General features: G+C 60.7%; 26 protein-coding genes. 14 read left to right on the forward strand and 12 right to left on the reverse strand.

The annotated features are described in order from the left end of the window. Positions 1–38 precede the first annotated feature (38 nt). Together GA0061099_RS25570 and GA0061099_RS41380 are read right to left on the reverse strand one after the other, a co-directional pair. On the reverse strand, positions 39–1,631 hold the full coding sequence (locus GA0061099_RS25570) for an EAL domain-containing protein (protein ID WP_036026577.1): 1,593 nt from the start codon (positions 1,629–1,631) through the stop codon (positions 39–41). A 579-nt stretch (positions 1,632–2,210) separates the two neighbouring features. Then, on the reverse strand, positions 2,211–2,384 hold the full coding sequence (locus tag GA0061099_RS41380) for a hypothetical protein (RefSeq protein WP_167361675.1): 174 nt from the start codon (positions 2,382–2,384) through the stop codon (positions 2,211–2,213). 1,097 nt (positions 2,385–3,481) lie between these two features. On the opposite strand from GA0061099_RS41380, the gene GA0061099_RS25580 reads away from it, so the two are divergent. The 3 genes from GA0061099_RS25580 to GA0061099_RS25590 all read left to right on the forward strand — a co-directional run bounded on the left by GA0061099_RS25580 (position 3,482) and on the right by GA0061099_RS25590 (position 4,707). After that, the gene (locus GA0061099_RS25580; protein WP_244429349.1) at positions 3,482–3,712 is read left to right on the forward strand and encodes a hypothetical protein; all 231 of its coding nucleotides are present in this window, start codon (positions 3,482–3,484) and stop codon (positions 3,710–3,712) included. A gap of 41 nt (positions 3,713–3,753) precedes the next feature. Then, entirely contained in the window at positions 3,754–4,170 is a 417-nt protein-coding gene (locus GA0061099_RS25585) for a hypothetical protein (RefSeq protein WP_036011274.1), read from the forward strand. Positions 4,171–4,485: 315 nt separating this feature from the next. After that, positions 4,486–4,707 carry a hypothetical protein gene (locus tag GA0061099_RS25590; protein WP_244429351.1) on the forward strand — a complete coding sequence of 74 codons (222 nt, stop codon included), beginning with the start codon at positions 4,486–4,488 and terminating at the stop codon, positions 4,705–4,707. Between the two features lie 15 nt (positions 4,708–4,722). Here the strand turns inward: GA0061099_RS25590 and GA0061099_RS25595 are convergent, their stop codons facing one another. Continuing rightward, a complete protein-coding gene (locus GA0061099_RS25595; protein WP_036026572.1) occupies positions 4,723–5,925 on the reverse strand; it encodes a hypothetical protein in 1,203 nt (400 codons plus the stop codon). A gap of 183 nt (positions 5,926–6,108) precedes the next feature. On the opposite strand from GA0061099_RS25595, the gene GA0061099_RS25600 reads away from it, so the two are divergent. Together GA0061099_RS25600 and GA0061099_RS40290 are read left to right on the forward strand one after the other, a co-directional pair. Then, positions 6,109–6,354, forward strand: coding sequence for a hypothetical protein (locus tag GA0061099_RS25600; RefSeq protein ID WP_036026571.1), 246 nt, complete (start codon positions 6,109–6,111; stop codon positions 6,352–6,354). Between the two features lie 97 nt (positions 6,355–6,451). Next, positions 6,452–6,697 carry a hypothetical protein gene (locus GA0061099_RS40290; protein WP_141697669.1) on the forward strand — a complete coding sequence of 82 codons (246 nt, stop codon included), beginning with the start codon at positions 6,452–6,454 and terminating at the stop codon, positions 6,695–6,697. A 47-nt stretch (positions 6,698–6,744) separates the two neighbouring features. Here GA0061099_RS40290 and GA0061099_RS25605 read toward each other — a convergent pair whose 3' ends face one another. Continuing rightward, on the reverse strand, positions 6,745–7,122 hold the full coding sequence (locus GA0061099_RS25605; protein ID WP_036026592.1) for a hypothetical protein: 378 nt from the start codon (positions 7,120–7,122) through the stop codon (positions 6,745–6,747). A gap of 431 nt (positions 7,123–7,553) precedes the next feature. Between GA0061099_RS25605 and GA0061099_RS25610 the strand changes: the two genes are divergently transcribed. Beyond that, positions 7,554–7,931 carry a hypothetical protein gene (locus GA0061099_RS25610; RefSeq protein WP_036011263.1) on the forward strand — a complete coding sequence of 126 codons (378 nt, stop codon included), beginning with the start codon at positions 7,554–7,556 and terminating at the stop codon, positions 7,929–7,931. Between the two features lies 1 nt (position 7,932). Here GA0061099_RS25610 and GA0061099_RS25615 read toward each other — a convergent pair whose 3' ends face one another. After that, entirely contained in the window at positions 7,933–8,586 is a 654-nt protein-coding gene (locus GA0061099_RS25615; protein ID WP_036026568.1) for a hypothetical protein, read from the reverse strand. A 20-nt stretch (positions 8,587–8,606) separates the two neighbouring features. Next, positions 8,607–9,344, reverse strand: coding sequence for a metallophosphoesterase family protein (locus GA0061099_RS25620; protein WP_036026567.1), 738 nt, complete (start codon positions 9,342–9,344; stop codon positions 8,607–8,609). 193 nt (positions 9,345–9,537) lie between these two features. On the opposite strand from GA0061099_RS25620, the gene GA0061099_RS25625 reads away from it, so the two are divergent. Continuing rightward, a complete protein-coding gene (locus tag GA0061099_RS25625) occupies positions 9,538–10,164 on the forward strand; it encodes a transglutaminase-like cysteine peptidase (RefSeq protein WP_036011255.1) in 627 nt (208 codons plus the stop codon). A gap of 11 nt (positions 10,165–10,175) precedes the next feature. On the opposite strand, the gene GA0061099_RS25630 is transcribed toward GA0061099_RS25625, so the two are convergent. The 3 genes from GA0061099_RS25630 to GA0061099_RS25640 form a co-directional block, all read right to left on the reverse strand. After that, complete coding sequence (locus GA0061099_RS25630) at positions 10,176–11,447, reverse strand: hypothetical protein (protein WP_036011252.1); 1,272 nt, start codon at positions 11,445–11,447, stop codon at positions 10,176–10,178. A gap of 84 nt (positions 11,448–11,531) precedes the next feature. Beyond that, entirely contained in the window at positions 11,532–11,807 is a 276-nt protein-coding gene (locus GA0061099_RS25635) for a hypothetical protein (protein ID WP_036011249.1), read from the reverse strand. Between the two features lie 75 nt (positions 11,808–11,882). Beyond that, a complete protein-coding gene (locus tag GA0061099_RS25640; RefSeq protein WP_240538167.1) occupies positions 11,883–12,455 on the reverse strand; it encodes a hypothetical protein in 573 nt (190 codons plus the stop codon). Between the two features lie 275 nt (positions 12,456–12,730). On the opposite strand from GA0061099_RS25640, the gene GA0061099_RS25645 reads away from it, so the two are divergent. From GA0061099_RS25645 to GA0061099_RS40295, 7 genes are all read left to right on the forward strand, one after another. Next, a complete protein-coding gene (locus GA0061099_RS25645) occupies positions 12,731–13,933 on the forward strand; it encodes a polysaccharide biosynthesis/export family protein (RefSeq protein ID WP_036011246.1) in 1,203 nt (400 codons plus the stop codon). 243 nt (positions 13,934–14,176) lie between these two features. Continuing rightward, a complete protein-coding gene (locus GA0061099_RS25650) occupies positions 14,177–14,686 on the forward strand; it encodes a hypothetical protein (RefSeq protein WP_240538166.1) in 510 nt (169 codons plus the stop codon). A gap of 30 nt (positions 14,687–14,716) precedes the next feature. Continuing rightward, positions 14,717–16,204 carry an O-antigen ligase family protein gene (locus GA0061099_RS25655; RefSeq protein WP_036011242.1) on the forward strand — a complete coding sequence of 496 codons (1,488 nt, stop codon included), beginning with the start codon at positions 14,717–14,719 and terminating at the stop codon, positions 16,202–16,204. Positions 16,205–16,347: 143 nt separating this feature from the next. Beyond that, a complete protein-coding gene (locus tag GA0061099_RS25660; RefSeq protein ID WP_036011239.1) occupies positions 16,348–16,965 on the forward strand; it encodes a hypothetical protein in 618 nt (205 codons plus the stop codon). Between the two features lie 262 nt (positions 16,966–17,227). Next, positions 17,228–19,483, forward strand: coding sequence for a polysaccharide biosynthesis tyrosine autokinase (locus GA0061099_RS25665; protein ID WP_036011236.1), 2,256 nt, complete (start codon positions 17,228–17,230; stop codon positions 19,481–19,483). A gap of 37 nt (positions 19,484–19,520) precedes the next feature. After that, positions 19,521–20,240, forward strand: a complete 720-nt coding sequence (locus GA0061099_RS25670) for a hypothetical protein (protein WP_141697670.1) — start codon at positions 19,521–19,523, stop codon at positions 20,238–20,240. Beyond that, positions 20,237–20,644, forward strand: a complete 408-nt coding sequence (locus GA0061099_RS40295; RefSeq protein WP_141697671.1) for a hypothetical protein — start codon at positions 20,237–20,239, stop codon at positions 20,642–20,644. Before GA0061099_RS25670 ends, GA0061099_RS40295 begins: the two co-directional genes overlap by 4 nt. A 15-nt stretch (positions 20,645–20,659) precedes the next feature. Here the strand turns inward: GA0061099_RS40295 and GA0061099_RS25675 are convergent, their stop codons facing one another. The 3 genes from GA0061099_RS25675 to GA0061099_RS25685 form a co-directional block, all read right to left on the reverse strand. Then, positions 20,660–21,706 carry a glycosyltransferase family 2 protein gene (locus tag GA0061099_RS25675; protein WP_074448106.1) on the reverse strand — a complete coding sequence of 349 codons (1,047 nt, stop codon included), beginning with the start codon at positions 21,704–21,706 and terminating at the stop codon, positions 20,660–20,662. Between the two features lie 81 nt (positions 21,707–21,787). Then, positions 21,788–22,837 carry a glycosyltransferase family 2 protein gene (locus GA0061099_RS25680; RefSeq protein WP_074448107.1) on the reverse strand — a complete coding sequence of 350 codons (1,050 nt, stop codon included), beginning with the start codon at positions 22,835–22,837 and terminating at the stop codon, positions 21,788–21,790. Between the two features lie 122 nt (positions 22,838–22,959). Next, positions 22,960–24,402: an oligosaccharide flippase family protein gene (locus GA0061099_RS25685; protein ID WP_036011231.1), complete on the reverse strand. Its 1,443-nt coding sequence runs from the start codon at positions 24,400–24,402 to the stop codon at positions 22,960–22,962. Positions 24,403–24,414: the final 12 nt, after the last annotated feature.

Raw genomic sequence — 24,414 nt, forward strand, 5'->3', positions numbered from 1 at the left:
GTTAGAAAGTATCGTTAAAGCCTCTGGGGGCCGACCAGTCAGGCCACCAAAGCCTTAGCACCGGATGTCGCCGCATCCGGCTGCGCAGCCCGACGCGATCTGATGAGCTCATTGAATTTTGCGGCGGGCAGGGGCGGCGCAACCAGATAGCCTTGGCCTTCCTCGACGCCGGAGGCGAGCAATGCGCGGAGCTGCTCCTCGGTCTCGATGCCTTCGGCGACCACGCTCATATTGAGGTCCTTGGCGAGCGCTACCAGCATTTCCACGATCGTGGTCGTCGATGCGTCCACCGTGATCGTGTCCACGAAGAACTTGTCGATCTTGATCGTATCGGCGCCGAGGCCCTTCAGCCGCGACAAACCGCTATGGCCGACGCCGACGTCGTCGATGGCGACGCGGAAGCCGCGGTCCCGCAGCTCGGCCACGACCGAAGCGGCGCGGGCGAAATCATCCAATTCGTCGCGCTCGGTGATCTCGACCACGATCTGGCGCGCGGAGACGCGTGCCGTCAGAACCGTGCGCCGCAGTGTTTCGACGAAGCCGGCGCTCAGGAGGTGCTTGGGCACGACGTTCAGCGACAGCTTGAAATTCTTGTCGGCCCTGAGCAATGGCCTGAGCTCGGTGAGCGCCGATCCCAGGATCTGCCAGGTCATCGCCTGGATGCGTCCGCTGGATTCGGCGAGCGGAATGAAATTCATCGGCGGGACCACCGAGCCGTCGCGGCGCAGCCAGCGCGCCAGAATCTCGCAGCCCTTGATCCGACCTGTCCGGAGGTCGAAGATCGGTTGGTAATATGGCATGAATTCGCCGGCTGTCAGCGCCCGGTCGAGATCGGCCACTGGCCCCTCCATGCGGCGGTTGCGTGCCAGCAGGATGCCGAAGATCGCGCCAAGTCCGAGCGCCACTGCAAGCGTTGGCCAATAGGCCTCGTTGTTCCAGCTCGACAGCACCGCGTCCTCGAGCCGGATCGTGGCATGAAGCGGGAGCCGAGCGGACGCTCGCTCGAAGCCGATCGGCGCCGGCAGAGACTTGCCGGCCTCGGTCTGGAATTCGCCGAGCTTCTCGCCATTGCTCAAGGCGAGGATCACCTGGCTGTGCGCGCGCAGCTCGGCCGGCATGATGTCGAACAGGCTGGCATTGACACCGACAATGGCGACCAGGGCGGAGTTGCCATTGACGTCCCTGAGCACGCCCAGGGCGTCGCCGCCGAACTGCTCCACGCGGAACAGGGAAAGCGTCTTGTCGCGCGAAGGCAGCATGTCGCGGCGATCCACCCATCCCTTGTCGAATTCGAGCGTCTCGGAATAGGCCGAGCAGATCACCGAGCCGTCCGGCTTGACGAGGCGGACGTCCTTGATCGCCGAGCGCTGGTAGACGTGCAGGCGGATGGCTTGCAGCGCCGCCGGCTCGCAGCTGGCGAAATTGCGCCGCGCGAGCTCGTCCAGGCTGCCCGCAGCGAAATCGACCGCAAGCTCCGATCGGCGCAGAACCACCTCGGTGAGCTCATTGAGCTGATGCGCCTGGTGCTGGCGAATAACGGCGCCAGCGGCGAAATGACCCGCCAAGGCGAACGCCATCGTGCTCGCAAGCACGAGTGCCACAAACGGGAGGTCTGGTCGCAGCACTCTCATCCGGCTCAGGCGAAAACAGGGCGGGGCGGAAATTCAAGCAAGGCGTGGAGATTGATCCTAGCCAGCGGGGGCTAAGATAGGGTTTAACGGAAAGACCGGCCCGAAGGGCCCCACCTGAGCAGTGCCCGGCCAATGGTCTGGCGGCTCGGGGTCAGAAACAAGCATGGAAAGTTGAGCAGTATGATCAGGACGTTAAGTCTCGTGATGGCGTTGACAATCGGGAGCTCTCTGGCCTCGGCGCAGGGGACCAAAGACACGCCATCGGGCACGCAGCCCACCTCCGCGACGCGCAGTGGCACGGGCACGAATTCCGGATCCGACACGATGGGCGGCGCCTTCAAGGGAACGGGGACGCCCAGCTACGGAACCAGCCCAGGGATGGGGTCCCAGAAGAGGACGCAGAATTAAGTGTGGCGGCTGGCGGGGCACCGCCGGCAACTCGCTCAATCCACCTCACCGTCCAAGACGATGGCGGACCGGAACGACCCCGGGATAAGGGCGGCTGGCCCTATCGATGCGGGGCCCGTTGGACTGCAGCGGCCGTACATGAAGCCGAGGCGAGCGCCGGCACTTCCAAGATCAGCTCTTCTTTGCCGGCTTCGACTTCAAGGAAAGACCAAGCCGCAACGCCATGCGCTTGATTGCATCGGGCGAGCGCCCGAGAGCTTTCGCTGCCTGCTCCAGCGAGGTTGAAGACTTGGCCAGCTCGATGAGCCGGCGATCTTCCTTGAACGACCAGGGCCTGCGCGCCATAACCGAAATGATCCTCTCGTCGACACAACGACAAAGCCGCCAAGCGGACCCATGTTCGCTCGACGGCTTTGCTTGGGTGGGGCCGGGCTTGGGGGAGCCCGGTGCGAGATGGATAAGCAATCGCCGAAAGTTCGCAACAAACAACGCGGGTTAAGCTAACCTCTCAACCTTACCGCGATGAAGTTGGTGCATGACGCTCCGTAGAAGCACGGATGCTTCGTCAGAATTGTTGTCTGCGACGGCCGCCAGAACGTTCGAAAAACATATCGGCCTCTCGTGCATATCGCAGCTGTGCCCGAAGGCAGCGCATCCGGCCGCTTCGTTCGAGGCTGCTGCCGCAGTGAACTCGGGTTAACATCGCGGGCTGGATATCGCCCCTCGAACGATGAGAGATTTCGGCATCCCTCTGGGCTCGTGGTTCTCGCGACGGCCAAAATTCAAGCATCACGTTGCACAAACTTCATCTTCCTCTGACAAAACTTTCAGCGCCGATGATCTTGAAGTCGTCAGAACATCGCGATGAAATGTACCGGGAGGAGCGTTCCGATCATTGGGAACATTCCAAATGTTTGCAATTCTGGTTCTGATTTCGATTTTTGCAGCTGGCTTTTGCTGCGGCTACGGCGTGCGGGCATGGCGCTCGCGCAGGCGATCGGCACGATATCGTCTCTATGCGCCCTACACGCCGGCGGCGATGGGCGCCAAGCAGAGTGAGCATCCATCGTAGTGGCACAGCGATGGCCGCGATGAGAGTGCACGCTGATCCTGCCGTGCGGCCGGGTCGGATAACCATGCGCAGTTAGGTTAACGCGGTGCGGCGCTTGAGAGCTTCGGAAAGGCAACCTAGAACGTAACAATTCATGGCGAGAGTTTAGCCGCCTGTATTCGTCGCGGCTCGCATAGGTGGGCGTGAATGGCGTATTTGATTGCGTTGCTGGGCGCGACTTGCGTCCTCGTTTTGATCGCGTTTGTTCGTGGCTTTGAGCGGCGGCTGAAGGATCGTCCGGGGCCTTGGATCATGAACGAGGGCCCTGCGCATGACTGATCAAAGGCACAACGCGCCGCGCAGATATTTCGTCGACGCCCAGGGGCATCGCGTGCTGATTGGCCTGTCTCCGGAAGAGACGGCGGAGTTCGAAGCGCTGGATCTCGCATCGAACGAGACAGGGCAATTTACATCCGAGGTCCGCGCGCGAAAAGGAGCCGCTGCCGACGGCGAGATCCGCTGGCACGAGCTCTATTCCAAGCACGCGGGAGCTTGGCGGGCATGGATTGCACAAAGCCAATCCGCACGGGCGCCGGATTCAGGATTTGTTAACTACGTCTGACCGATGGTACCCGCCTGGATCTCGTATGGGGGATGGCCCGGATGTTTCAGCTGTTCCTGAGAGCGCGCGCACACAATCTTCTCGGCTCCCGCCGCGAGGACAAAACCTTCAAGGCCCGCTCGGCCGAGCGTGATGCGGAGACTGACCGCGGGCGGATCGGTGCCGTTTTGGCCGCGATCGAAACCGCCTTGCAGGAGGCGGAGAGGGAGCAGGCCGGGCTCAACCGGCGTGTCGACGATGCGCTTGCCCGTGCCTCCGTCACCTTCGGAAACGGCACCGACGAATATCTCGAGCGGGAGCCGCTCGACAATCATCATCAGGATCTCTTCGCGGCCGACATCTCGAACGGCCAGCGCCGGCTCAAGGAATTGGCGAGCAGCATCGCCCACTTGAAGTTCGTCAAGACGGCAATGCTCACGCGCTTTCCTGATTTCAAGCCGCCGCAGCTGAACAGCTAGGAGCGCGTCTGCGGCCATCCTTCGAGACGCCCGCTGTCAGCGGGCTCCTCAGGATGAGGACCGAGTGCGCGGCAGCAGCAGGTTCAACGGGCACTGTTGTCGATGAGCCTCATCCTGAGGGGGCGCGTAAGCGCCGTCTCGAAGGACGAGGCGTGCGCGCAGACCGCGTGACGATCCAGCACCGCTTTGCCGTTTGGCGCTTCGATCCTTTTTGATATGCTTCCGGTAAGAGGTCCCGGATTTGAAGGAGCGTAAGAGGTGCCAGTCAAAAATTTGCGGACGTTGGTTGGATTGGCAGGTGCTTTGACATTGGCCGTGCCGGCGACGGCGTCGGCCATCACCGTCGAAGTAGCGCGCGCATGCGACGCCGCGGTCGCCAAGGCCTTTCCGCCCAGGCAGATCGGCAACCCCGCAGCGGGGAGTGCCAAGGGAACGGGCAAGGACCAGCGCGCGTACTTCCAGAAATGCGTCGCCAACAACGGCAAGGTCGACGACATGCCGGCGGATGCGCCAAAGGACAGCAAGCCGGCCAAATAGGAAGCAAAGGCTGCGTTATCGCCGCGGCGGCGGGCAAGGCGAGTAGAACGCGCCGTTCGCCGCATTGATGCGCTCGACGCATTGGTTGGGATCGGTGATCGTCCCAGCGATGGTGAAGTCATAGCCCATGCCCTTGACCACCACGACGTAGCGGCCGGGCGCGAGCGTGAAGCCGTCTTGCTCCGGTTGAAGCAACAGCATTCTCGACTGGTCGTCAATCGGACCTACCTTGTAGGGGTAGGACATGCTGCGGATGACCCAGGAATCGCCGGCGCTGACCATGGTGGCTTTCCCGCTGGCATCGACGCCCATCGCTCGCGAGACTTTTGCGATCACCCGAACTTCGGTCCCGCTGGCGTCGATACCCCCGTCGGGCCTGAACACGATGAATTTGACGTCGCCGTCCATCAACGTGGTCGCGCTCGGCGTGTTGATGGCGGCCGAGATCGCGACCCGCCGGTCCGGAATTTTTCCGGGCACCGGCTTCAGCTCGTGGAGCTGGCCCTCGCTCAAGGCGTAGACGCCGAACGTCGTTGGCAAAGGCATCGAGGCGTGCGCAGCTTGCGCCGGCTCCTTTGCGCTCTCCGGGATTCGTTCAGCGGTCTCGCTGGCCGAGGGAGTCGGAATCGCGGTCGGCTGAGGCTCCGGGCTCTTGGCCGAACGTTCGGGCTGCGCCATCTGCGACGATGCCGTCAGTTGTGCCTTCAGCCGCGGCCAATACACGACCGCGGTGCCGGCGCCCGCAATGAGCAGGAGGATCGCAGTCAATCGAACGAGAGACTTGAAAGCGCCGCTCCGTTTGGGTTGGTCGGGCGATCCTGGCGGTGCGGCAGGACGCCGCGGCGTCTCGGCAGCCATCGGAATGGCTGATGACACCGAGGCAGCGAGCGTCGGAATGGGCGGGGGGACGGGGACGTTCGCCGGTGGAGAATTCGCCACGGGGACCGAGGCATCCCTGGTCGGTGAAGACTTCTCGCTTCGCTCAAAGGCGCGTTCGACCTCCCGAATGGCGCGTTCGAGGACTTGCTGGAGCTCTCGCGCTTCCCGCGCATCGGCGTGGGTGAATTGTTCCAGAAGCTTGACGCGAGCCAGCTCGTAGACGACATCCCGCATCTGCCTGGGGTCGCCGGAGACTTCGCGAATCCGCTCCGATAACAGGCGGACGAGTCCGGCCTTGATCTCTTGCGCGTTGGCTGCGGTGTCGCCGGTCTCGGTCATCAAGACCGATCAACTAGCCCGGATAGTGCTGTTTCGCTAGGCTTTTTCACCCCGGATCGCGTCGGTTGCGGTGAAGCACGCTGATGCTCCGGCCGCAAAGGTCCTGCGCGGTCGTCTCGTAGCGCTTGCTTTTGGGCGGAAACCTGTGACATTTCGACCGGCTCCTTCTTCCGGTGTGTGACCATGCGCGGCATTTTGACAGCAATCATGTTTTCGGCCCTTCTGGTTCAGTCTGCTTCTGCACAAGGGACCAAGGATCAGGCCAACACCACCAGCTCCAGCATCGTGACGACGCCCGATAAAAAGAAGCAGACCACCCAGGCAGCCTCCAGGCCCACCGCTGTCCGGAATGTGACGGGGAGCCTTCCTGCCGGACGGGCGGCCCAAGGCGTCTGGAGGGATGGCAAGCTGATCGCGGTGCCTCGCTGAGGTCACCCGTGCCCCGGTGAGGTCACGCAACGAACCGTGATGCCGCCGTGAAGGAACGGTGGTCGCCTCCCTGACGTTCTTGCTCGGGAGATCTCGCATGAAACGATTAGTCTTGATCACACTCGCGCTTGTCGTGCCTGCTGCCAGCGCCTGGGCCCAGGGCGTCAATGACCCCTCGTCGCCCAATCGCAACGTGATCATCGTCAACCCGTCGCAGCCCGCGCGCCCCAACGCGACGCCGAATATCCCGAGCCGGATCGAGCCGCCCGTGACGACTTACGGACGAGCCCGGCCCTATCGCGGGAACACAACGCGGGGCAGCGGGTCGAGCCGACGTTACTAAAGCGTTTTCGGGCGAAGTAGATACCCCTTCGCGCGTCGTGGGCCTGCCTATTGCGGGTTGACTTCGACCTCCAGGGTCGACGTCCCGGGATCATGACGGTTCTTGCCCGAAATCAGCAGCGTGAACTTGTCGGCGCCTCGCGCTTCCCTTTCTGCAGAATAGCGAAAGCCGGACCCGACCACCGCCAATTGTCCCCGTGATGGTCCGCTCACGACCGACACGCTGAAGATCTGCATATAAGACCAACGCAGTCCTTGAATGCAGTCGGCTCCAGGCGCGATCGACATCGTCCATTTCACCGTGTCGTGCGACAAGGCGAAGGGCGTGCGCTCCTTGATGCAGAGCGGGCTGGCGTGAGCCGTGAGGGCGGACATGGCATACGCCGCAACGGCAACACGCAACAACGATACCAGGCTTGCACGCATTCTCGGCAACTCCATCGACGGATGCCGAAGTCTAGCAGCGATGGTCTAACGAGGCCTTAGAACGACGCCATTGTGAACGACGGCATTGTCCTTGCGGCGCTCATCCGATGCCGATCGCAGATAGGTCGATCATCGCTCGGCCTCTCTCCGGATCATGCCATATTAGCCCTGTTTTGCCCGACGGATCAACCCGGATTTCGGAAAACGCGTAAGCCATTGATTCGGTTGGTGCCGGCTACTGTGCATGGGGTTGTTTTCTCGCTTTTTGAATGGACGGCCGCCGCGTTCCGAAAATGTTGCAATTGGAAGCCGTATCAGCTGAAGTTGCGGCTGCCGCTCGGCCCGCCATCGGAGTCATCGGAGTGCGACCCGTCCGCTGCAAGTCCCTGTCAGAGCGCCGGAGACCGGCGCGCGCGCCGATTCAGGCGGCCGTGGCGGCCGCTGTCGGATTGGCTCTCTACGCCTGCCCGCTCTCGTGCCGTGCTCAGACCGAGCCGGAGCCGTCCATCAATGACTATCTTCCGCCGAGCGAGCCGGAAGTCTCGCGCGACGAATGGCGGCAGCGCATCGAGGATGCGCGGCGCCGTGCCAAGGGGGTTGCGCGCGAGCGGCGCGAGCATCCGGAGCTCTACAAGCCGGCTCCGGAAGATCCGGATCTCGTCGCGACCGAACGTCTGCTTCGCGACGACAGCCTGCAGCGAGGCGACATCGTCGCCACCAAGAAGGGCATGTTCGTCTACCAGGGGCGATCCGATCAGCCGCGCCGCGATCAGGACTTCGTGCCGGTCAACCCGAAATCGGTCCGCTGAGTTAATACCGCCGCAAGATCTCGTTGAATCTGGGATCGGTCACCTTCGTCGTCTCCAGCAGCAGCGACTTGCCTTGCGGAGTTGCCTGCACATAGGCCGCGATCAGCAGCGGCTCGTAACGCGAGCGGTTGGCCAGCGCCGAGCGGATGTCGGATTGCGCCAGCAGCTTGATCTCCTCGTCGGTTGCCGCGGCGCTCGAGGTCACGGTGCGGACGCGTGAGAAGGCAACGTCGATCGGCACCGACCCGGTCAGGTACGACATCTTCACCGCAGGCGTGACCGCCTCGCCGGCCTGGGCCTGTAGCGTGCCGAGCGTGAGCCAGAGCGCCGGCCTGATCGGCGAAACTTTCAAGGCTGCCACGACAGCGGCTTGGGCCGTCTTGTTCTCGCTGGCCCTTCCGCCTGCCTCGGCCGACGGACGGTGCAGAACGTCGGCGGCCCTCGCCGCCGCATGATTTGCCAGGAGGTCGCCATCCCACGAAACGGACGCCAGGCTGCCCGCAGCCGCGAGCTTGGCCTTGTCCGGCGGAATCTCGCCCGAGAACAAGTCGCTGGCGCGAAAGTTCGGTCGTACGAGATCGCCATAGAACGTCATGCCGGCGTGGAGCGCCAGCGCGATCGCGGTCAAGATGCCAATGGCGCGAAGCGTGATCACCGAAGTTGCGGCCTAAGCTTTCAAATTGCGAGAAGACTATCGCCTTGGATCGTCAAGAGCGTCAAGTTGCCGGTCGCATAAGCGCCGGTGTCGATGTTGATGCGGTTCGACCGGATATCGGGCGCGCTGACCGGCGTATGGCCGTGCACGATATATTTGCCGAAGCGCTCCTCGGAGGCGAGGAATTCCTCGCGGATCCAGAGCAGATCCTCATCCTTCTGGCGATCGAGCGGGACGCCGGGCTTGACGCCGGCATGGACGAAGAAGAAGTCGCCGCAGGTAAAGGACGAGGGCAATTGCTGGAGGAAGGCGAGGTGCTCCGGCGGGAGCGCACGTCTCAGTCCCTCGATCAGTTCGACCTGCTGCTCGGCGGAAGGGTTCATCGTCGGCGTGATGCCGTAGGAGACCAGCGTCAGCAGGCCGCCATAGTGGCGCCACTCCTGCAGGCGGGCGGGGTCCTTGAGCACCTCGAGCAGGAAGACCTCGTGATTGCCCTTCAGACATACCGTCTCGTGCGACTTCGAGCGTTCGATCAGGAGATCAAGAACGGCGCGTGAGTCCGGGCCGCGATCGACATAGTCGCCGAGAAAGACCTGAATGGCGCGTTGGGGAGCCGAGCGGGCGAGATCGACGTCGATCACGGTTAACAGCGATTGAAGCAAATCGGCACGGCCATGCACGTCGCCGATCGCATAGACGCGGACGCCGTCGGGAAGCCGCGGCTTGGTCTTCTTGCGAAAGCGTGAGGAAAGGCCCATCAGGTCGGTCGAATCGCTTCCAGCGTCACGAGCGGAACGTCGTGACCGCTCTTAGCAGAACAAGTCACACACCGGTATTCTTAATTGTTTCCGACCGATGAGCCCGCATTTTGATTAAAGCCTCGCGTGGCCTTTGAGCCGTATTTCAAGAGGTCTCGCGTAGCGTCTCCCCAACAAGAACGGGGAGCGCGACATGCGCAAAGTTGTGAAGTTCCTGGCGGCCGTCGCCGCCATCGTCGTTGCTGCGGGGGTGCAGCAGAAAGCGGAAGCCGCCTTCGTCGGGGCGCCCCTGGGGCTGCGTGGTGCCATCCACTACATCAAGTTCGACCAGCCGACGCTGCCGCCGATGGCGTTCACGCTCTTCTGCCTGAAGTACAAGGACGAGTGCAAGCCGCGGCCGCAGCGGATCGTCTTCCGGGGCGGCCGCCTGAAGCTGACGGCCGAGCGCATGGCGCAAATGCAAGAGGTCAACCAGCGGGTCAACACCGCGATCCGTCCCGAGGCCAATCTGGAAGGGCTGCGCGGCGAGAAATGGCTGCTGCATCCGGCAAGCGGCGACTGCAACGATTACGCGGTGACAAAACGCCACGATCTGATCGCCAAGGGCTTTCCGGCGCGCTCGGTGCTGCTGAGCGAGGTCGTGACCAGCTGGGGCGAGCATCATCTCGTGGTCGTGGTGCGCACCTTCTCCGGCGATCTCGTGCTGGACAATCTCTCCGGCCACATCATGCCGTGGTCGAAGAAGCCCTATCGCTGGGTCCGCATTCAGTCGCCCAAGAATCCGAACTACTGGGCCTCGCTCGGCGACCGCGCGGTCTGATCACCCGCGCGCTATCGTGATCCGGATTGACTGACGCTCTGCGACAGCCCCAGTCCCAAGATCACCGAAAGGCAAAGGATTGCTGCCGGGTGCAGCAATCCGGGACCGGCAAAGCTCTGAACCAGCGCAAACAGGACGCAGGCCGCGGCCGCCGCCGGAAAGAACGAGTCGCGTCCGCGCTGCAGGGCGCCGACGAACAGGCGGACCAAAGCGAGCAGGCTCACCGCGATCATGGCGACCAAGCCGACCCAACCCATCCCCGCGAACACCGACGTGGCCGCCGAGGGCGCCGTCAGGACGGCGCCGGCATCGCTCTGATAGATTCTGCCCACCGCAGCAAAAGTCCCGGCGCCGGCGCCGAACCAGCGGGTGTCGGCCAGCATCCGCTCAAGCGCGGCCTTCGCTTCGGTCCCCATCTCCGGAACGAGGCGCAGGAGGATCGGTCCGGAGCTCTTCTCGAACAGGAAGGTCAGCACGATCGCCGCGCCGATCAGGGCTGCCACCGACAACGCGCTCGCGGCCAATGGCGACAGATCCAGCCTGCGGATCACGAGGATCAGCAGGATCAGCACGACGCCAAAGGTCGCCGCGATGGCGCTGTTGGTCCCGGACAGCCCAAAGATCGCGGCGGCACTGACCAAGGCTCCGACCAGACCGCAAAGTCCGATCGCGACCGAGCGAACGATCGAATGATGCGTCTCCGCCCGTTCAGCGGCGAGCTGCATCACCGCCAGATTGAGCATGAGGCCGAGCCCGGCCAGGCTCGTCGTGAGGTCATGGGGGACGGATCCGGCAAGCGCCGGCGAGAGCCGATGCAGGTCCAACATCAAGGCGGAGATCGCGGTTACGCCGCTCAGCACGAACAGAACCAGCTCGGCACGGCCGCGGTTGCGGACCACCAGGATCGCGATGCCAAGCAATGAGATCGCGGCCAGCGCCAGCAGCAGCGCATTCACCGTCAAGCCGATATCGGCCGTGATCGGCCCGAGCGACAGGCCACCGATTACCTCGTGAGCGCTGGCCCAGATCGGATGCGCAAAGCGCAGCGGAAGCGGAGCGAGCTGGGCCGCGATGCACAGCGGAATGGCGAGCAGAATCCAGCGGCCCCAGGAGGTCGCACGAAGATAGTGCTCGTAGTCGGCCTTGCGCGAGCTCGAGGCCGCGGCCAGCAGGCCTAGCGCTGCGGCGATCGACCCCAGCTGCGCGCCCAATGAGGCGCCGGCGATTTCGAGAGCGGAAGCGGAAACGATGGAGACGATGAGGGCAAAATAAGCGAGGGACAAACGGCGCGCTCGAAGCGAATCCTGAAACGGTCAGGTCACCATACAAGCGGGCGGTGCGTTTTCAAACAGAGGCTTGCGTTGCGATCAGCGCGTGGCCTTGACCGGCCGACCGAAGACGCGGGTGGCGCGTGCGGCGGCAAGGGCAAAGCGCGCCCCCGAGCCGAAGAGGTAACCGCCTTGGAGGGCGATGGCGGCGAACGCCGCAGCCTTCATGCCGTCAAGGAAGCCCAGGCTGGTCATCATGCTGACCGGCAGCATGGTGAGCACCAGCGCAAATGTGACCGGCAGGAGCACGAACACGCGAAAGCGTTGGCCCAGCACGGCACCTGTGAGAAAGCTGAAAATCAAAAAGGCGGTCATCCGAAACACTCTCCGTGCTCCGGACCCTAGATTCTCCGCCTAAAAAGACCCTTAAGTTGTATGGCTAAATTTAGCCTATTGGCCGCAATTTGCCAGCAGCGAATGATAGGCCTCCCGCAGCCCGTTGAGCGCCACCATCCCCTTGATCTCGCTGTCGCCTTCCCTGACCACCACGGACAGCGAGGCCGTCGTCTGCCACTTTCCGGCAGCAAAGGCCGAGACCTCGTCGGGCAACAGCACGGCCGCTCCCGCGGCCGCCATGCTGCCTTCGAAGCTCAGGGTGCCGCCGCCGCTTGCGGCAATGGTCACCTTGGGGCGGCTCCGGGGCGGGAAGGGCCGGATCAAGGCCACCAGCACATCGACCTTGCCCTTCGGGGCGCAGCGCACGATCAGGCCGGCGAAGTCCGGGTCCGATTGGGTGGTGTCGGCGGTCTTCATGATGGCCGCGAAGCTTTCGCCATCCTTGGACCCTTGGGTCCGGGTGAATTTCCAGGCGGACGTGGACGCAGGGGCGGCCACCTCAACAACGGCCGCGCCGCGACACCACGCCCGGGCGCTGCCAGGGCAGGCGACGGCGGGGCCCCATGCGCGATCGGCGGCGCCAAGAAGGGAGCCCGCCAACAGCAGGATCAGAAGGAGGCCAGACACGGAAATTCCTCTTCTTAATGGCCCAGCCTTAGCAAACGGTGGCACGCCCAAGAAGCCTCGCGGTCGACACACTTGGCCCGCAACCGGGGCGATTTGCTGCCTGACCGGGCACACGAAATACAACAAATAGTCACAAAGGGTTAAACCAAGCCCCAAAGAGTGGCCTGTACGCAACAGTAGCCAGCGGATCGCTCCGTTAACCACCGGGAACACTTGTCGCACCACCCCCTAGGCCGTACCAATTTACGTCAATTGGGGACCCTCGGGCGCGATTCATGTCATCTATTGCCAAGACCTACGTGTTGATGCCTGCGTTGCTGGCGGCTGCTTTGGCGCTCGGGGCGTGTTCGACCAATCCCGGGTCGGGACCGCTCACCGACGACGTCAACAACAAGATCCAGACGGAAAACGCGCCGGCCTACGAGCTGGTGCCGCTCAATCCGGCGACCGTGAAGATCCTGCACACCCACGAGCCCAAGGGCCTCGCCGGCGTGTTCACCGACCGCCGCCCGCCCGCCAGCATCGTGTTCGGCATCGGCGACGTCGTTAGCGTCACCATCTTCGAAGCCGCGGCAGGCGGTCTGTTCATCCCGGCGGAAGCCGGTGTCCGCCCGGGTAACTATGTGACGATCCCGGATCAGTCGGTCGACAATGACGGCTTCATCACCGTGCCCTATGCCGGTCAGATCAAGGCCGCAGGCCTGACGGCCGTCCAAATCCAGCGCGCGATCGTCGAGAGGATCGGCAACCGCGCCATCGAGCCGCAAGCGGTCGTGGCGATGTCCTCGCAGCGCACCCAGCTGATCAGCGTGCTCGGCGAGGTCAATTCGCCCGCGCGTTATCCCGCGAGCGCGGCGGGCGCGAAGGATCGCGTGCTCGATGCGATCACCCGCGCCGGCGGCATCAAGGGCCAGGGCTTCGAGACCTGGGTCATGCTGGAGCGTGGCGGACGGCGGGCCACCGTGCCGTTCGAGAATCTCGTGATGGCGCCCGAGAACAACGTCTATGTGCGGCCCGACGACAGCATCTACGTCTATCGCGAGCAGCAGAAGTTCCTGGCGTTCGGCGCCAGCGGCCAGAGCGGCGAGTTCAACTTCGACGCTTGGCGCATCAATCTCGGCGAAGCGGTCGGCAAGGCTGGCGGTCTCCTGGACGGCCAGGCCGATCCGGCGGCCGTTTATCTCTATCGCCGCGAGCCGCGCGAGGTTGCGGCCCAGCTTGGCATCGACGTGAGCAAGTACACCTCGGAGACGATCCCGGTCATCTTCAACGTGAACTTCCGCGATCCCGGCGGCTTCTTCCTCGCCACCAAGGTCATGATGAAGAACGGCGACATCATCTATGTCTCGAACTCGCGCAACGTCGAAGTTGCCAAGTTCCTGAACTACCTGCGTGTGATCATGGCGACTGGCTCGGATGCCATCAATGTCAGCAACGATGCGCTGATCTTCCGCAACAACATCAAGCTGGCGCCGTAAGACGCCGACTTGACCGACCAATGACGATGGCACCGGGGCTTTGTCCCGGTGCCATTTTCGTTTAGCGGTCCAATCGGTATTGTCGCCGGCCGGCGGGCCGGTTCGGATCAAGGCGTCATCGAGTAGAAACGCGCCCGCCGCCGGTCATCCCGTCCTGTTGCAAAGGGCTTCATGCGCTTTCGAGCATTCTGGCATCTTTTGGCTCTCGTCCCTTTCGCCGTCGCGCTTGCACCGGTCGGGCCGGTGCTCGGCGCTGCCGCGGAGCTGGGCGTCCGCCATCGCATCGATGTGATGGTTTCCGCCGAGCCGGATGCTCCCGTCCTGTCGCGCCTCAAGGGCGCCAGGGGCGAGCTGTCCTTCACCGTCCGCCTCTCGGCAAACTCCAAGGAGAGCAAGTTCTTCGGGATGCTGCGCCCGTCCTTCCCCGACATCGTCGTGCCCGATGGCCCGGGCAAGCCACTGGTGCAGCAGACCAAGCTCTGGGAGGAGGATGTCTGCCATCAGCGCCGTGGCCTGCCGAAGGTTACCGTGACCCAACTCGGCGGGCATTTTGCGCAAGGGGAGGGGCGGATCGAGATATCCGCCATCAACCGGCACATCGGCGTCCTGGTCCCGCCCGACGAATTAACCCCCGGAATAAAACTCGATCAGGGGAGTGATAGCTTTGGACTATTCTACGCGTTCCGGGCGCAGAGCCGGAGCAGCCGCCTCAACGTGGATCTGAAGATCTATCCGATCGATTGCTTCCTCTAAGCCCAAGAGCAAAGCTCGCAAGACATAACGATGCGCCTTCGGCTTCCCAAGATTCTCTGGTCATGGAGCCTGCCTGCGGTCTTCATCCTGTTCTTCGTGGCCGCCGGCGCGCCGTTTCCGTTCGGCTCGACCAATGATCTGTCGATCGCGTTCTGGTGCCTGTGTCTCGGTATCGCGGTGATTTTCGCGCCGACGCGCGATCTGCGCAGGCCACATCTCTGGCTGCTCGCCGGCATCGGCGTGATCGTTGCCGCCTATGCCTTCGTGCTGCACGAGCAGCTTTCCGATCATCCCTTCATCGCGCCGTTCCAGCCGATCTGGAAGCAGGCCTCCGATCTGCTCGGCGTCCCGATCGCTCCGTCGGCGTCGATCGTCAAGAACGAGGCGTTCTTCGCGCTCGGCGCGCCGCTCGCCAACATCCTCGCCATCGTGCTCGGCATCACGATCGGCGCCGATCGGATGCGCGCGCGCCGCCTGCTCTGGGTGATCGCGATATCGGGCGCGGCCTACGCGCTCTACGGCGTGCTCTCGTTCCTGATCGAGCCCACCATGATCCTGTGGCGGGACAAGACGGCCTATCTCGGCAGCGTCACCGGCACCTTCATCAACCGCAACACGGCCGCGGCCTATTTCGGCTCCTGCGCGGTGATCTGGATGCTGCTGATCCTGGAAGACGTCCGCCGCCGCCTGCCGGAGCGGCACATCGAGTGGCGGCGTCTATCGCTCGACCTGCGCGCGATCCCGCCGAGAGAGATCCTTCCGCAACTCGCATGCCTGCTGATCTGCCTGATGGCGATGTTCATGACGACCTCGCGCGCCGGCGTCGGCCTGTCGCTGCTGGCGATGATCGTCGCGTTCACGCTTTTCCTGAGGAAGGACCTGCCGCCGCGCACCGGCATCTGGATCTCGCTCGGCTCCGGCGCCGCCGTCGCGCTCGGCCTGTTGCAGCTGCTCGGCGGCCGCGTCTCCAGCCGCTTCGACAGCCAGGGCTTGGTCGACGAGGGCCGCATCGAGGCTTGGAAATCGACGCTTCGGATCATCGCCGACAATCCCTGGTTCGGCACTGGCATGGGCACCTTCCAATGGGCCTTCCCGCCCTACCGCAGCCCCAACATCTCGATTCGCGGCGTTTGGGATGCGGCGCATTCGACGCCGCTGGAGCTTGCCTCCGAGGTGGGCATCCCGATGGCGCTGTTGGTGGCGCTCGGCTGGGCCGTCATGCTGCTCGTGCTGGCGCGGGGTGTGTTCACCCGCCGGCGCGACGTCATCATTCCGCTTTCGGCCGCGGCGACCGCGACGCTGTCGCTGCTGCATTCGTGCCTCGACTTCACGCTCCAGATGCCCGGCTACAGCATTCCTTTCTTTGCGCTTTTCGGCGCCGGCCTGGCACAGTCCTTTTCGAGTCGGGAGGGCCGCGCGAGCGCGGGCGCCGGCGCCACCGCACCGCGAGGCGAGGGCCACCTTGCAACCGCGCCTCCAGCTTCCCGCGCTGGGCCCGAGCTTCACAAAACTGTCTAGATTTGAAGTAGTTGCGCCGTTTACGAAGTTTTTAGTATAATTGGACAGCCCTTCTTTCTTTCGCTAGGTTCTTGCACTGCACAGCCATATTGCCCGGGCCGAGGAAGCAGATCGGGGCAGCCGATTTTTTGGAGGTTTGATTCATGAGCTTTAACAGGATTGCGCTTCGCATGGCTGCAGCCGCGGCCCTCGCCGTTACGATCTCGTCGGCCGCGAGCGCTGCCATTTACCCGCCGCAGCGCCAGCTGCCGGCCACCGTCATTTCCGACTTCAAAGCTGCCCCGAACAGCCTCTTGCAGCAATATCCGACTGGTGGCCCGCAGATGATCTCGCGCGTGCGCGACCTCGGAGCGTCCGATCCGACCACGGTGCCCGGCCTGATCGCCCTTCTGAAGGATCCCGTGACCACCACCGACCAGATGCGCGCGATCGTCGCCGGCCTCGCCCAGGTCGCCCGCATGGCCGCGCAGCAGGACCAAGCCTACGCCAACGAGATCCAGGCTGCGATCGCCAGCACCGGCAACCCCGACGTGATCGCCGCCTATCAGGCCGCGACCGGCGACGTCGCGATCGCCGCGACCGGTGGCGGCGCTGGCGGCGGCGGCACCGGCGCAGGCGGCCCCACGGGCAACGGCTTCCCCACGGGCGGCGGTGGTGGTGGAGTCGTCGTGTTTGGTAACAACACCAACGCCAACAACCCGCCCAACACCGGCAGCGGCGGCGTCGGCAGCGCCGCTAACAGCGTCAGCCCAGTGCGCTGACCGAAACCAGCCCGCGCGGCCGGCTATGATATTTCTCGGCAGCGGCGCCAGCAGGCGCCGCTTTGCTTTTGTGCCGTTAAGGTTCATGCAAAAAGTCGCGCAACCCGTGCTGCGCAGTGCATCCACCGCGTTCAATTGCAGGCACGCCTGTGCTAGTGTTGTGCAGCGCGGCTTTTGGCATCGGGTTTGCGCCGGACGCCCTCTGGCTTTGGCCACCATTGATCCCAAGAACACACATCGATCCATTTTCAGGAATTGCTAGATGTTGCAGGTGAACAAGCCGCCCTCGGAGATCAACCGTGATTTCGCCGAGGCTGACGGCTCTCCGTCGCAGACGCTGACTTTCTATCTCGACATTGTCAGGCGCCAGTTCCCGACCATCGTCGCGATCGTTTCGGCCTGCGTGATCCTGGCGCTGCTCTATCTCTTCACCGCCGCGCCGCTGTTCACCTCCACGGCCTCGATGGTCATCGACACCCGCAAGGTGCAGCTGTTTCAGCAGCAATCGATGCTCGGCGATGTTGCGATCGATTCCGCGACGGTAGAAACCCAAGTTGAAATTCTTAAATCCGAGAACATCAGCCTCGCCGTAATTCGCGACCTGCACCTTACGGAAGATCCGGAGTTCACCGGCAGCGGCGCTGGCTTGCTCGGGGCCATCATGAGCTCGGTCACGGGCCTGTTCTCCTCGGCCAGCGCACCATCGGAATTCGAGCTGAGGCGCAAGGCGCTGGAGCGGTTCGCCAGCAACCGCACCATCAGGCGGCTTGGCCTCACCTATGTGATGGAGATCAGCTTTACTTCGCGTGATCCGCAAAAGGCCGAGCGCATCGCGAACGCTATCGCCGACGCCTACATCGTTGATCAGCTCGAGGCGAAATATCAGGCCACTCGTCGCGCCAGCGTCTGGCTCCAGGACCGGATTAAGGAATTGCGGACGCAAGCCTCAGTCGCTCAAAAGGCGGTGGTGGATTTCAAGATCGCCAACAACATTGTCGATAGCGGCGGGCGACTGATGAACGAGCAGCAACTCGCGGAGGTCAACAGTCAGTTGGTTATGGCGCATGCGGCGACGGCTGAGGCTAAGGCGCGTCTCGACCGCATGAATGACATCGTTAAGCAAGGAATTCCGGATGCTAACGTCGGCGACGCGCTAAAGAACGACACCATCGTCAAGCTGCGGGGGCAATACGTCGACATGGCATCCAAGGAATCGATCTGGGCCATGAAATATGGCGCGGATCACTTGGCTGCAGTCAATCTTCGCCGACAGATGGCAGAAATCAAGAAAAACATTCAAGACGAGCTCAAGCGTATCCAAGAATCCTACAAGAGTGACTACGATATTGCGCAGACTCGCGAGGATGCAATCAAGTCGAGTCTCGCCAGCGTCGTTTCGGAATCCCAGCTCACGAACCAGGCGCAGATCCAGTTGCGCGAGCTCGAGAGCAACGCTCAGTCGTACCAGGCGATGTACGACAACTTCCTACAGCGCTATATGGAATCAGTGCAGCAGCAATCCTTTCCTATAACGGAAGCACGTATCATCAGCGCGGCGACGCCGCCACTGGCGAAGAGCTCTCCAAAGTCCTCAATCATTCTTATTGCGGCACTGGTGGCAGGCCTGGTGCTCGGCTTCGGCGCTGCGATAGCGCGCGAGATCACTGACAATGTGTTCCGAACCACGCGGCAGGTGGAGGAAACGCTTGGTACGAGTTGCATTGCAATGCTCCCGGCCCTTCGCAACGCTGCGCCACTCTCGAGCGTCCCATATAAGTTCGCTAGAAAGACAGATGATCCGCAGTCTGACCTGTTGCGCTACGTCGTGGACAATCCCTTGTCCCGCTTCTCTGAAGCCATACGCTCCCTCAAGGTGGCAGTGGACTTTAATTCTATCGTGCGCGAGAATCGCATACTGGCGGTGACTTCCACACTGCCGAATGAAGGGAAGAGCACTCTTTCTACAAATCTCGCGCAGCTTATGGCGCATGGGGGTGCCCGAGTTATCTTGATCGATGCGGATCTTCGCAATCCGTCGCTGTCGCGTGAGTTGGTGCCGGACGCGCAAGCGGGACTGGTCGATGTTGTAGCGCAGCGGGAGCAACTCGAAAATGTCTTAGTAATCGACCCGGAAACCAAGCTCGCGATTCTACCAGCCGGCGCAACTTCGAAGTTGCTCCATACCAATGAAGTCTTAGGTTCTAAGCCAATGCGCGAGCTCATGGGCTTTCTGCGCTCGAAGTTTGATTATGTGGTACTCGACATGCCCCCAATGGCGCCTGTTGTCGACGCGCGCGTCACCTCCCCCTATGTCGATGGTTATATTTACGTGGTCGAGTGGGGGAAGACGAACAAGAACGTCGTGCTCCATAACCTGCGAAACGCACCAGAGGTCAAGAATAAGCTTCTCGGCGTGGTGTTGAACAAGGCTGATACCAAGCTGCTCGCTCGCTACGAGTCTTATCAAGGACGCTACTACTACCAGAAGTACTACGCTCGGTACGGGTATGGCGAGTAGCGGTCGATACGTCACGCAAGTTGGCGTCCGCGGGGCCTTGCTGCTGCTCGGCTTTGCCGGTTCGCTTTGGTCGTTCTTCGCTTTCCCGTCCTTCTGGCGAGCAGTTCCTGCCCGCAGTGTGATTGAGTCGATCATCGCTGGGCAGCACTTCAAACCAGGGGTTCTAACCAGTGTATTGGTTAATATTGATCGCGAGGCTAGACAGACCCTGAATCACCCCGCTCTTGAACGCGCGGAAGCACTTATCAAGCTTCGTATCGCGGAGAAGACAATACAACGACAAAGCCTGGAAGAATCTGAAAGAGAGCTGACGGCTGCCGAGCAGAAGACGAAACTCTCGCTCTGCCTTAACCCTTCCGACGCTTATCTGTGGCTCATGCTCTATTGGGGTAGCAACCTTCAGAACGGTTTTGAGGAGAGGAGCCTGGCCTACCTCCACCAATCATATGATTTGGCTGCGACGGAGGGCTGGATTGCACTACGGCGCAACAAGCTGGCTCTAGCTATTCTCGCGCAATTGAATGAATCATTGCAGGAAAAGGTAGTGTCGGAATTTGCGGCGCTGGTCAATAGCGGCTTCACGGACAGCGCCTCGGCCAACATAGCAACCGTGGGCTGGGCCCACAGGGATCGGCTGCTGGCAAGCCTTTCGCAGGTCGATATCAACTCGCGCGAGACATTTGCCAGAGCGCTTGCCTACGACGGGATCAGCGTGAGTGTGCCGGGCGTCGAAATCAGCGGATTTTCGCGGCGATGACTTTCAATCTCAGTTTGAGAATTGCAGCTTGTATCTTCACTGTTGCGCTTATCATTGCCACGGAAAAACGTGAGGTTCTTGCTCAGACAAGCGGCTCAACCACGCCCAGGTTGACGATGCAGGGCGGTGCCGATCCATCCAACTCACCGATCGCTCGCGATGCACTCGGTCGGCCCTGTTTGAATGTCGAAGCTGCAGCGCGAGCGCATATTGTCAATTCGAGTCTCATCGATCACGTCGTCAGCGTGAAGAACAACTGTTCCAGGACGATCAAGATCAAGGTCTGTTACACCAACTCAGAGCGGTGCACGGATGCAGTTCTCGGCAGCTATGGTAGATCCGACGTGATTTTGGGGACGATGACGGGAGTAAAGATATTTCGATATTCGATTTTGCAGAAATAGCCTGTCAGGCGAGCATTAGGCCGATCGAATAAGCTCCTGAAGCCATCGTGGGCGGGAAAGCGGAGCAAACCTCCAAGAGACGAGATTACGAGCGAACGATCTCGGCAGCAGCGCAACCGAAAAAAGCCAGAGAACCATCCCGACCTGCCTGGCTGCGCTCAATCCCTGAGCCCTTACCCCGGATCTTATCCCATCGGCCAGACATCTGCCGATGCTATCCTTGGCAATCGGATGTTGATCGGGGCCGAGCCGCAGTGACGCCACTCGCATCGCCAAGTTGTAGAAGCCAAACCTCCATCGATTTGAATCCAGTGGGACGCCATACTTGTGAGCAATTCTCGTTGCGTATTCGCAGCGTGTGAGATGTCTCTTGAGGTCACGTCTGATCCTTGACAGATCAAGATCAGTTTGAGCGCCGTCATTCGCACCGTGAACCCGATACGAGACCAGCGGCATGCTAAGGCTAATGACGTCGCCCAGAAACGGAGCTGTAGAGAGGAAATAGCTATCCACCCATCTATCAACGCCTTCTTCCAGTGGGAACAGCCTTGCTAGAAATTTTCGAGACAGAAGATTCCCTGAATTGGGCGGCGTAGGGTAAGAATCTGTTTGCGAGGCCCAATGACGAATCCGATCTGGCGTCGTGCTTGCTAGGTATTTTGGAAAACCAATTCCGAGAACATTTCCATCTTTGTCGATGACCCTCATTTGGCATTGGATCATTGACCAACCCGGCGTCATGACCTTGGCGGCTTCTTGAGCTATTGACGGATCCAGCAGATCATCCGAATCAAGAAATATGATCCAATCGCCGGAGCTGCACAGGAATCCTTCTTCGGCGGCCCGCGCCTGACCTCTATTGGGGCGCAGGAGAACCTTCACCCCGTCTTCGGCAAACTGCTTAATGATTTCGGGAGAGTCGTCGGTCGAGCCATCATCGACAACTATGACTTCTACGCGAGGCCAATCTATAGCAAGGGCGCTGCGAATTGCGCTCGCTACAAATTGAGCATAGTTGTAGTTGCAGATGATTACCGAAAGCTGCGCACTATCCTTTGACATAGCATCCTGCCCGGCATCAGTAATTCTGAATTGACCGTTGCGCTAGCCTCTTCTTGGTCGATGTTTCGCCGAAGGCCGGCGCTAAGCGGCCTGCATTAATCGGCGCAATAGGTTTGGTCTCGATGATGGGACAAACCGCCAAGAGACGATACGACGTGCAAGAGGTTTGGGAAATAAGGCAACAGCAACAAGCCATATGAAAATTCCAATATGCCGAAATAGAGTTAATCCTTGTGGCGTAATTAACGCAAGAACTGCGTCCCTAAGGCACTTTGCAATTGTATCGTTCGGTATTGGATGATCTGATGGATCTAGTCGCAGAGACGTCAGCCTCATGGCCAAATTGTAGAACCCGTAACGCCATCGATCCGCTGCGATCACTACCCCAAACTTTGCAGCCAATCTCGTCGCATAGTTGCACCGAGTGATGTGCCTTTGCAAATCGGTCGCAACCTTCTTCAAGCTGAGAGTTGTCGACTGAGCTCCCAAATTTCTGCCGTGGATTCTGTATGAGGCGAGCGGCTTACGTACTGTAAGCACGTCCCCCAAGATTGGTGCAGTAGAAAGAAAGTAGCTGTCTGTGGCGCGATCCATGCCTTTCTCTAATGGGAAAATTTTCTCCAAGAAGTCTCGCGCTAAGAAATTTCCTGAATTCGGAGGGGTGGGATAACTGTCAGTATGCGAAACCCAATAGCGAATAAGGTCAGGCGTCACGTCACTCCGGTACTTTGGGAAAATAGTGCCTAATGAGCGACCGGCTTCATCGATTGTCGACATTTGAAACTGGATCATCGACCAGCCAGGTTTCATCACTCCTACGGCTTCTCGGACGATTGCCGGATGTACTGTATCATCCGCATCGAGGAATAAGATCCAAGCGCCGCGGCTTTCGTTATACGCCCGCTCTGCAGAAGCCGTTTGGCCCTGCTTTGAGCCAAAGATAGCTCGCACTCCGAGCGGTACATACTTTTCGATCACGCGTTGCGAGTTATCGGTGGAGCCATCGTCAATAACGATAACTTCTACATTCGGCCAATCAATCGCAAGGGCGCTAGCGATCGCCTCCCCTACATAATCCGCGTAATTGTAGTTGCAGATGATGACCGTTACGAGCTTGGGTTCAACGCTCATTTAAGCTTGGCTCCCGGCAGCGACATGGCCGATAGCGATCTTAGTCTGCGCTTCATTCCGGGCTCGAAGGCAACTCGAATTTGGTTCAAACATAGGGGCCATTTCGGGTAGAACGCCGGATGCTATTTGGCTCGGACCATCAGGATCGTCCTAGCCAGTTGAAGCGTCGACTTCCTTCCGAATACAGCCAACGATAGGAGATTGGCAAGGAATCCCGCGCAACAGAGCAGGGCTAATACGAGTAGCGGACCGCTTTCCGGTATTTGCGCGCGTGCAGCTTTGACCGCGATGATCATGAGGCATGCAGCGATCGACGATGGCGCAACGTCTGCAACGAACCGAGTGAGCGATATGCCGAAGCGACGGTTCGCGAAGTATTGTAGCAGGAGAAAGTTCAGCACCTCGCTGCTGCACCACGTTGCCAAGGCCCAGGGAATAGAGGGCAAACGAGTCAGGCTAATTGCCAGCGCCATGTAGATGAGAGTAGCAAGGTTTACTGCACTTACAGTCTTTACCTGCCCGCCTACATTCAACAGCGATGTGCAAAATATTCTAGGGCACTGGACGAAAACCAGCAGGCCCAGCCAGAACGCTGGTTCTGCGGCAGGCAACCACTTGGTGCCAAACAGCGCGAGGACAAGTTCAGGTGCAATCAGGCCTATTCCGCAAAAGATCGGAAATAGGGCCAAACATCCTAGCCCCAAAGCCGTCTCGTATGCTTGCAGCATCCTCCGTGCATCTTGTTGCAGATGTGCCATCGTTGGCAGCAGGACTTGGGAAACAGCTGTGGCTGAAATTGCCCAAACCGTATCCACAAGCCTGAAAGCCAAGCTCAAGAATCCGGCTTGCTCGACTCCGAGAAACGTCCCAGCAAAAAATATGAAGGCGCGCTTTGTTAAAAAGTTCGACGCTAGCGAAACTACTGCGCCAAAGCTGTATTCGAGCAGGTCAAAAATTGGCGACAGTTTAGTGGTTAATCGCGGTCGCCAGTCGCTGAACGCGACCAGGGTGATAGTTCCCAGGATCGTCATCGATAAGAATTGGGCAACTAGGGCCCATATCCCAAAATCGAGAAAAGCCGCGAGGATGCCTAGAGTCGCCCCTGCAATGCGGCCCAACAAGCTACGCAGCGCTAAGAGCCTAAAACCGAACTGACGAGCCTGTCGAGCACTCAAGATTGCTGCAGGTGCCGAAAATAGCAATCCTGCGGCCATCATGCGTCCAACTGCTACAATGCGGTGGTCATCGATTAGGAGGGTACAGAATGGGAATGCTGCATAGAGAAGAACAAAAGAGAAGATGCTTATCACGATTGAGAAAGTGAAGGCACTATTGAAGTGCTCGTCCGTGGCATTGACTTGCCGAACCAGCGCGTCGTGAAAGAACATATTTGTAAAAATGCCGACAACTTCAATAACGGCGAGAGCGATCGAATACACTCCGAAATCGCTCGGACTGAGCAGCTTCGCGAAAATTATCAGTGATAGGAAGGAGACGAGGGCAATACTTCCATTCTCAAGCGCGCTCCATAGGACTGAGCTAATAGCGGCCCGTCGAAGAGACAATTAGAACTCCTA

Source organism: Bradyrhizobium yuanmingense (genome assembly GCF_900094575.1).
Taxonomy (GTDB): Bacteria; Pseudomonadota; Alphaproteobacteria; order Rhizobiales; family Xanthobacteraceae; genus Bradyrhizobium; species Bradyrhizobium yuanmingense.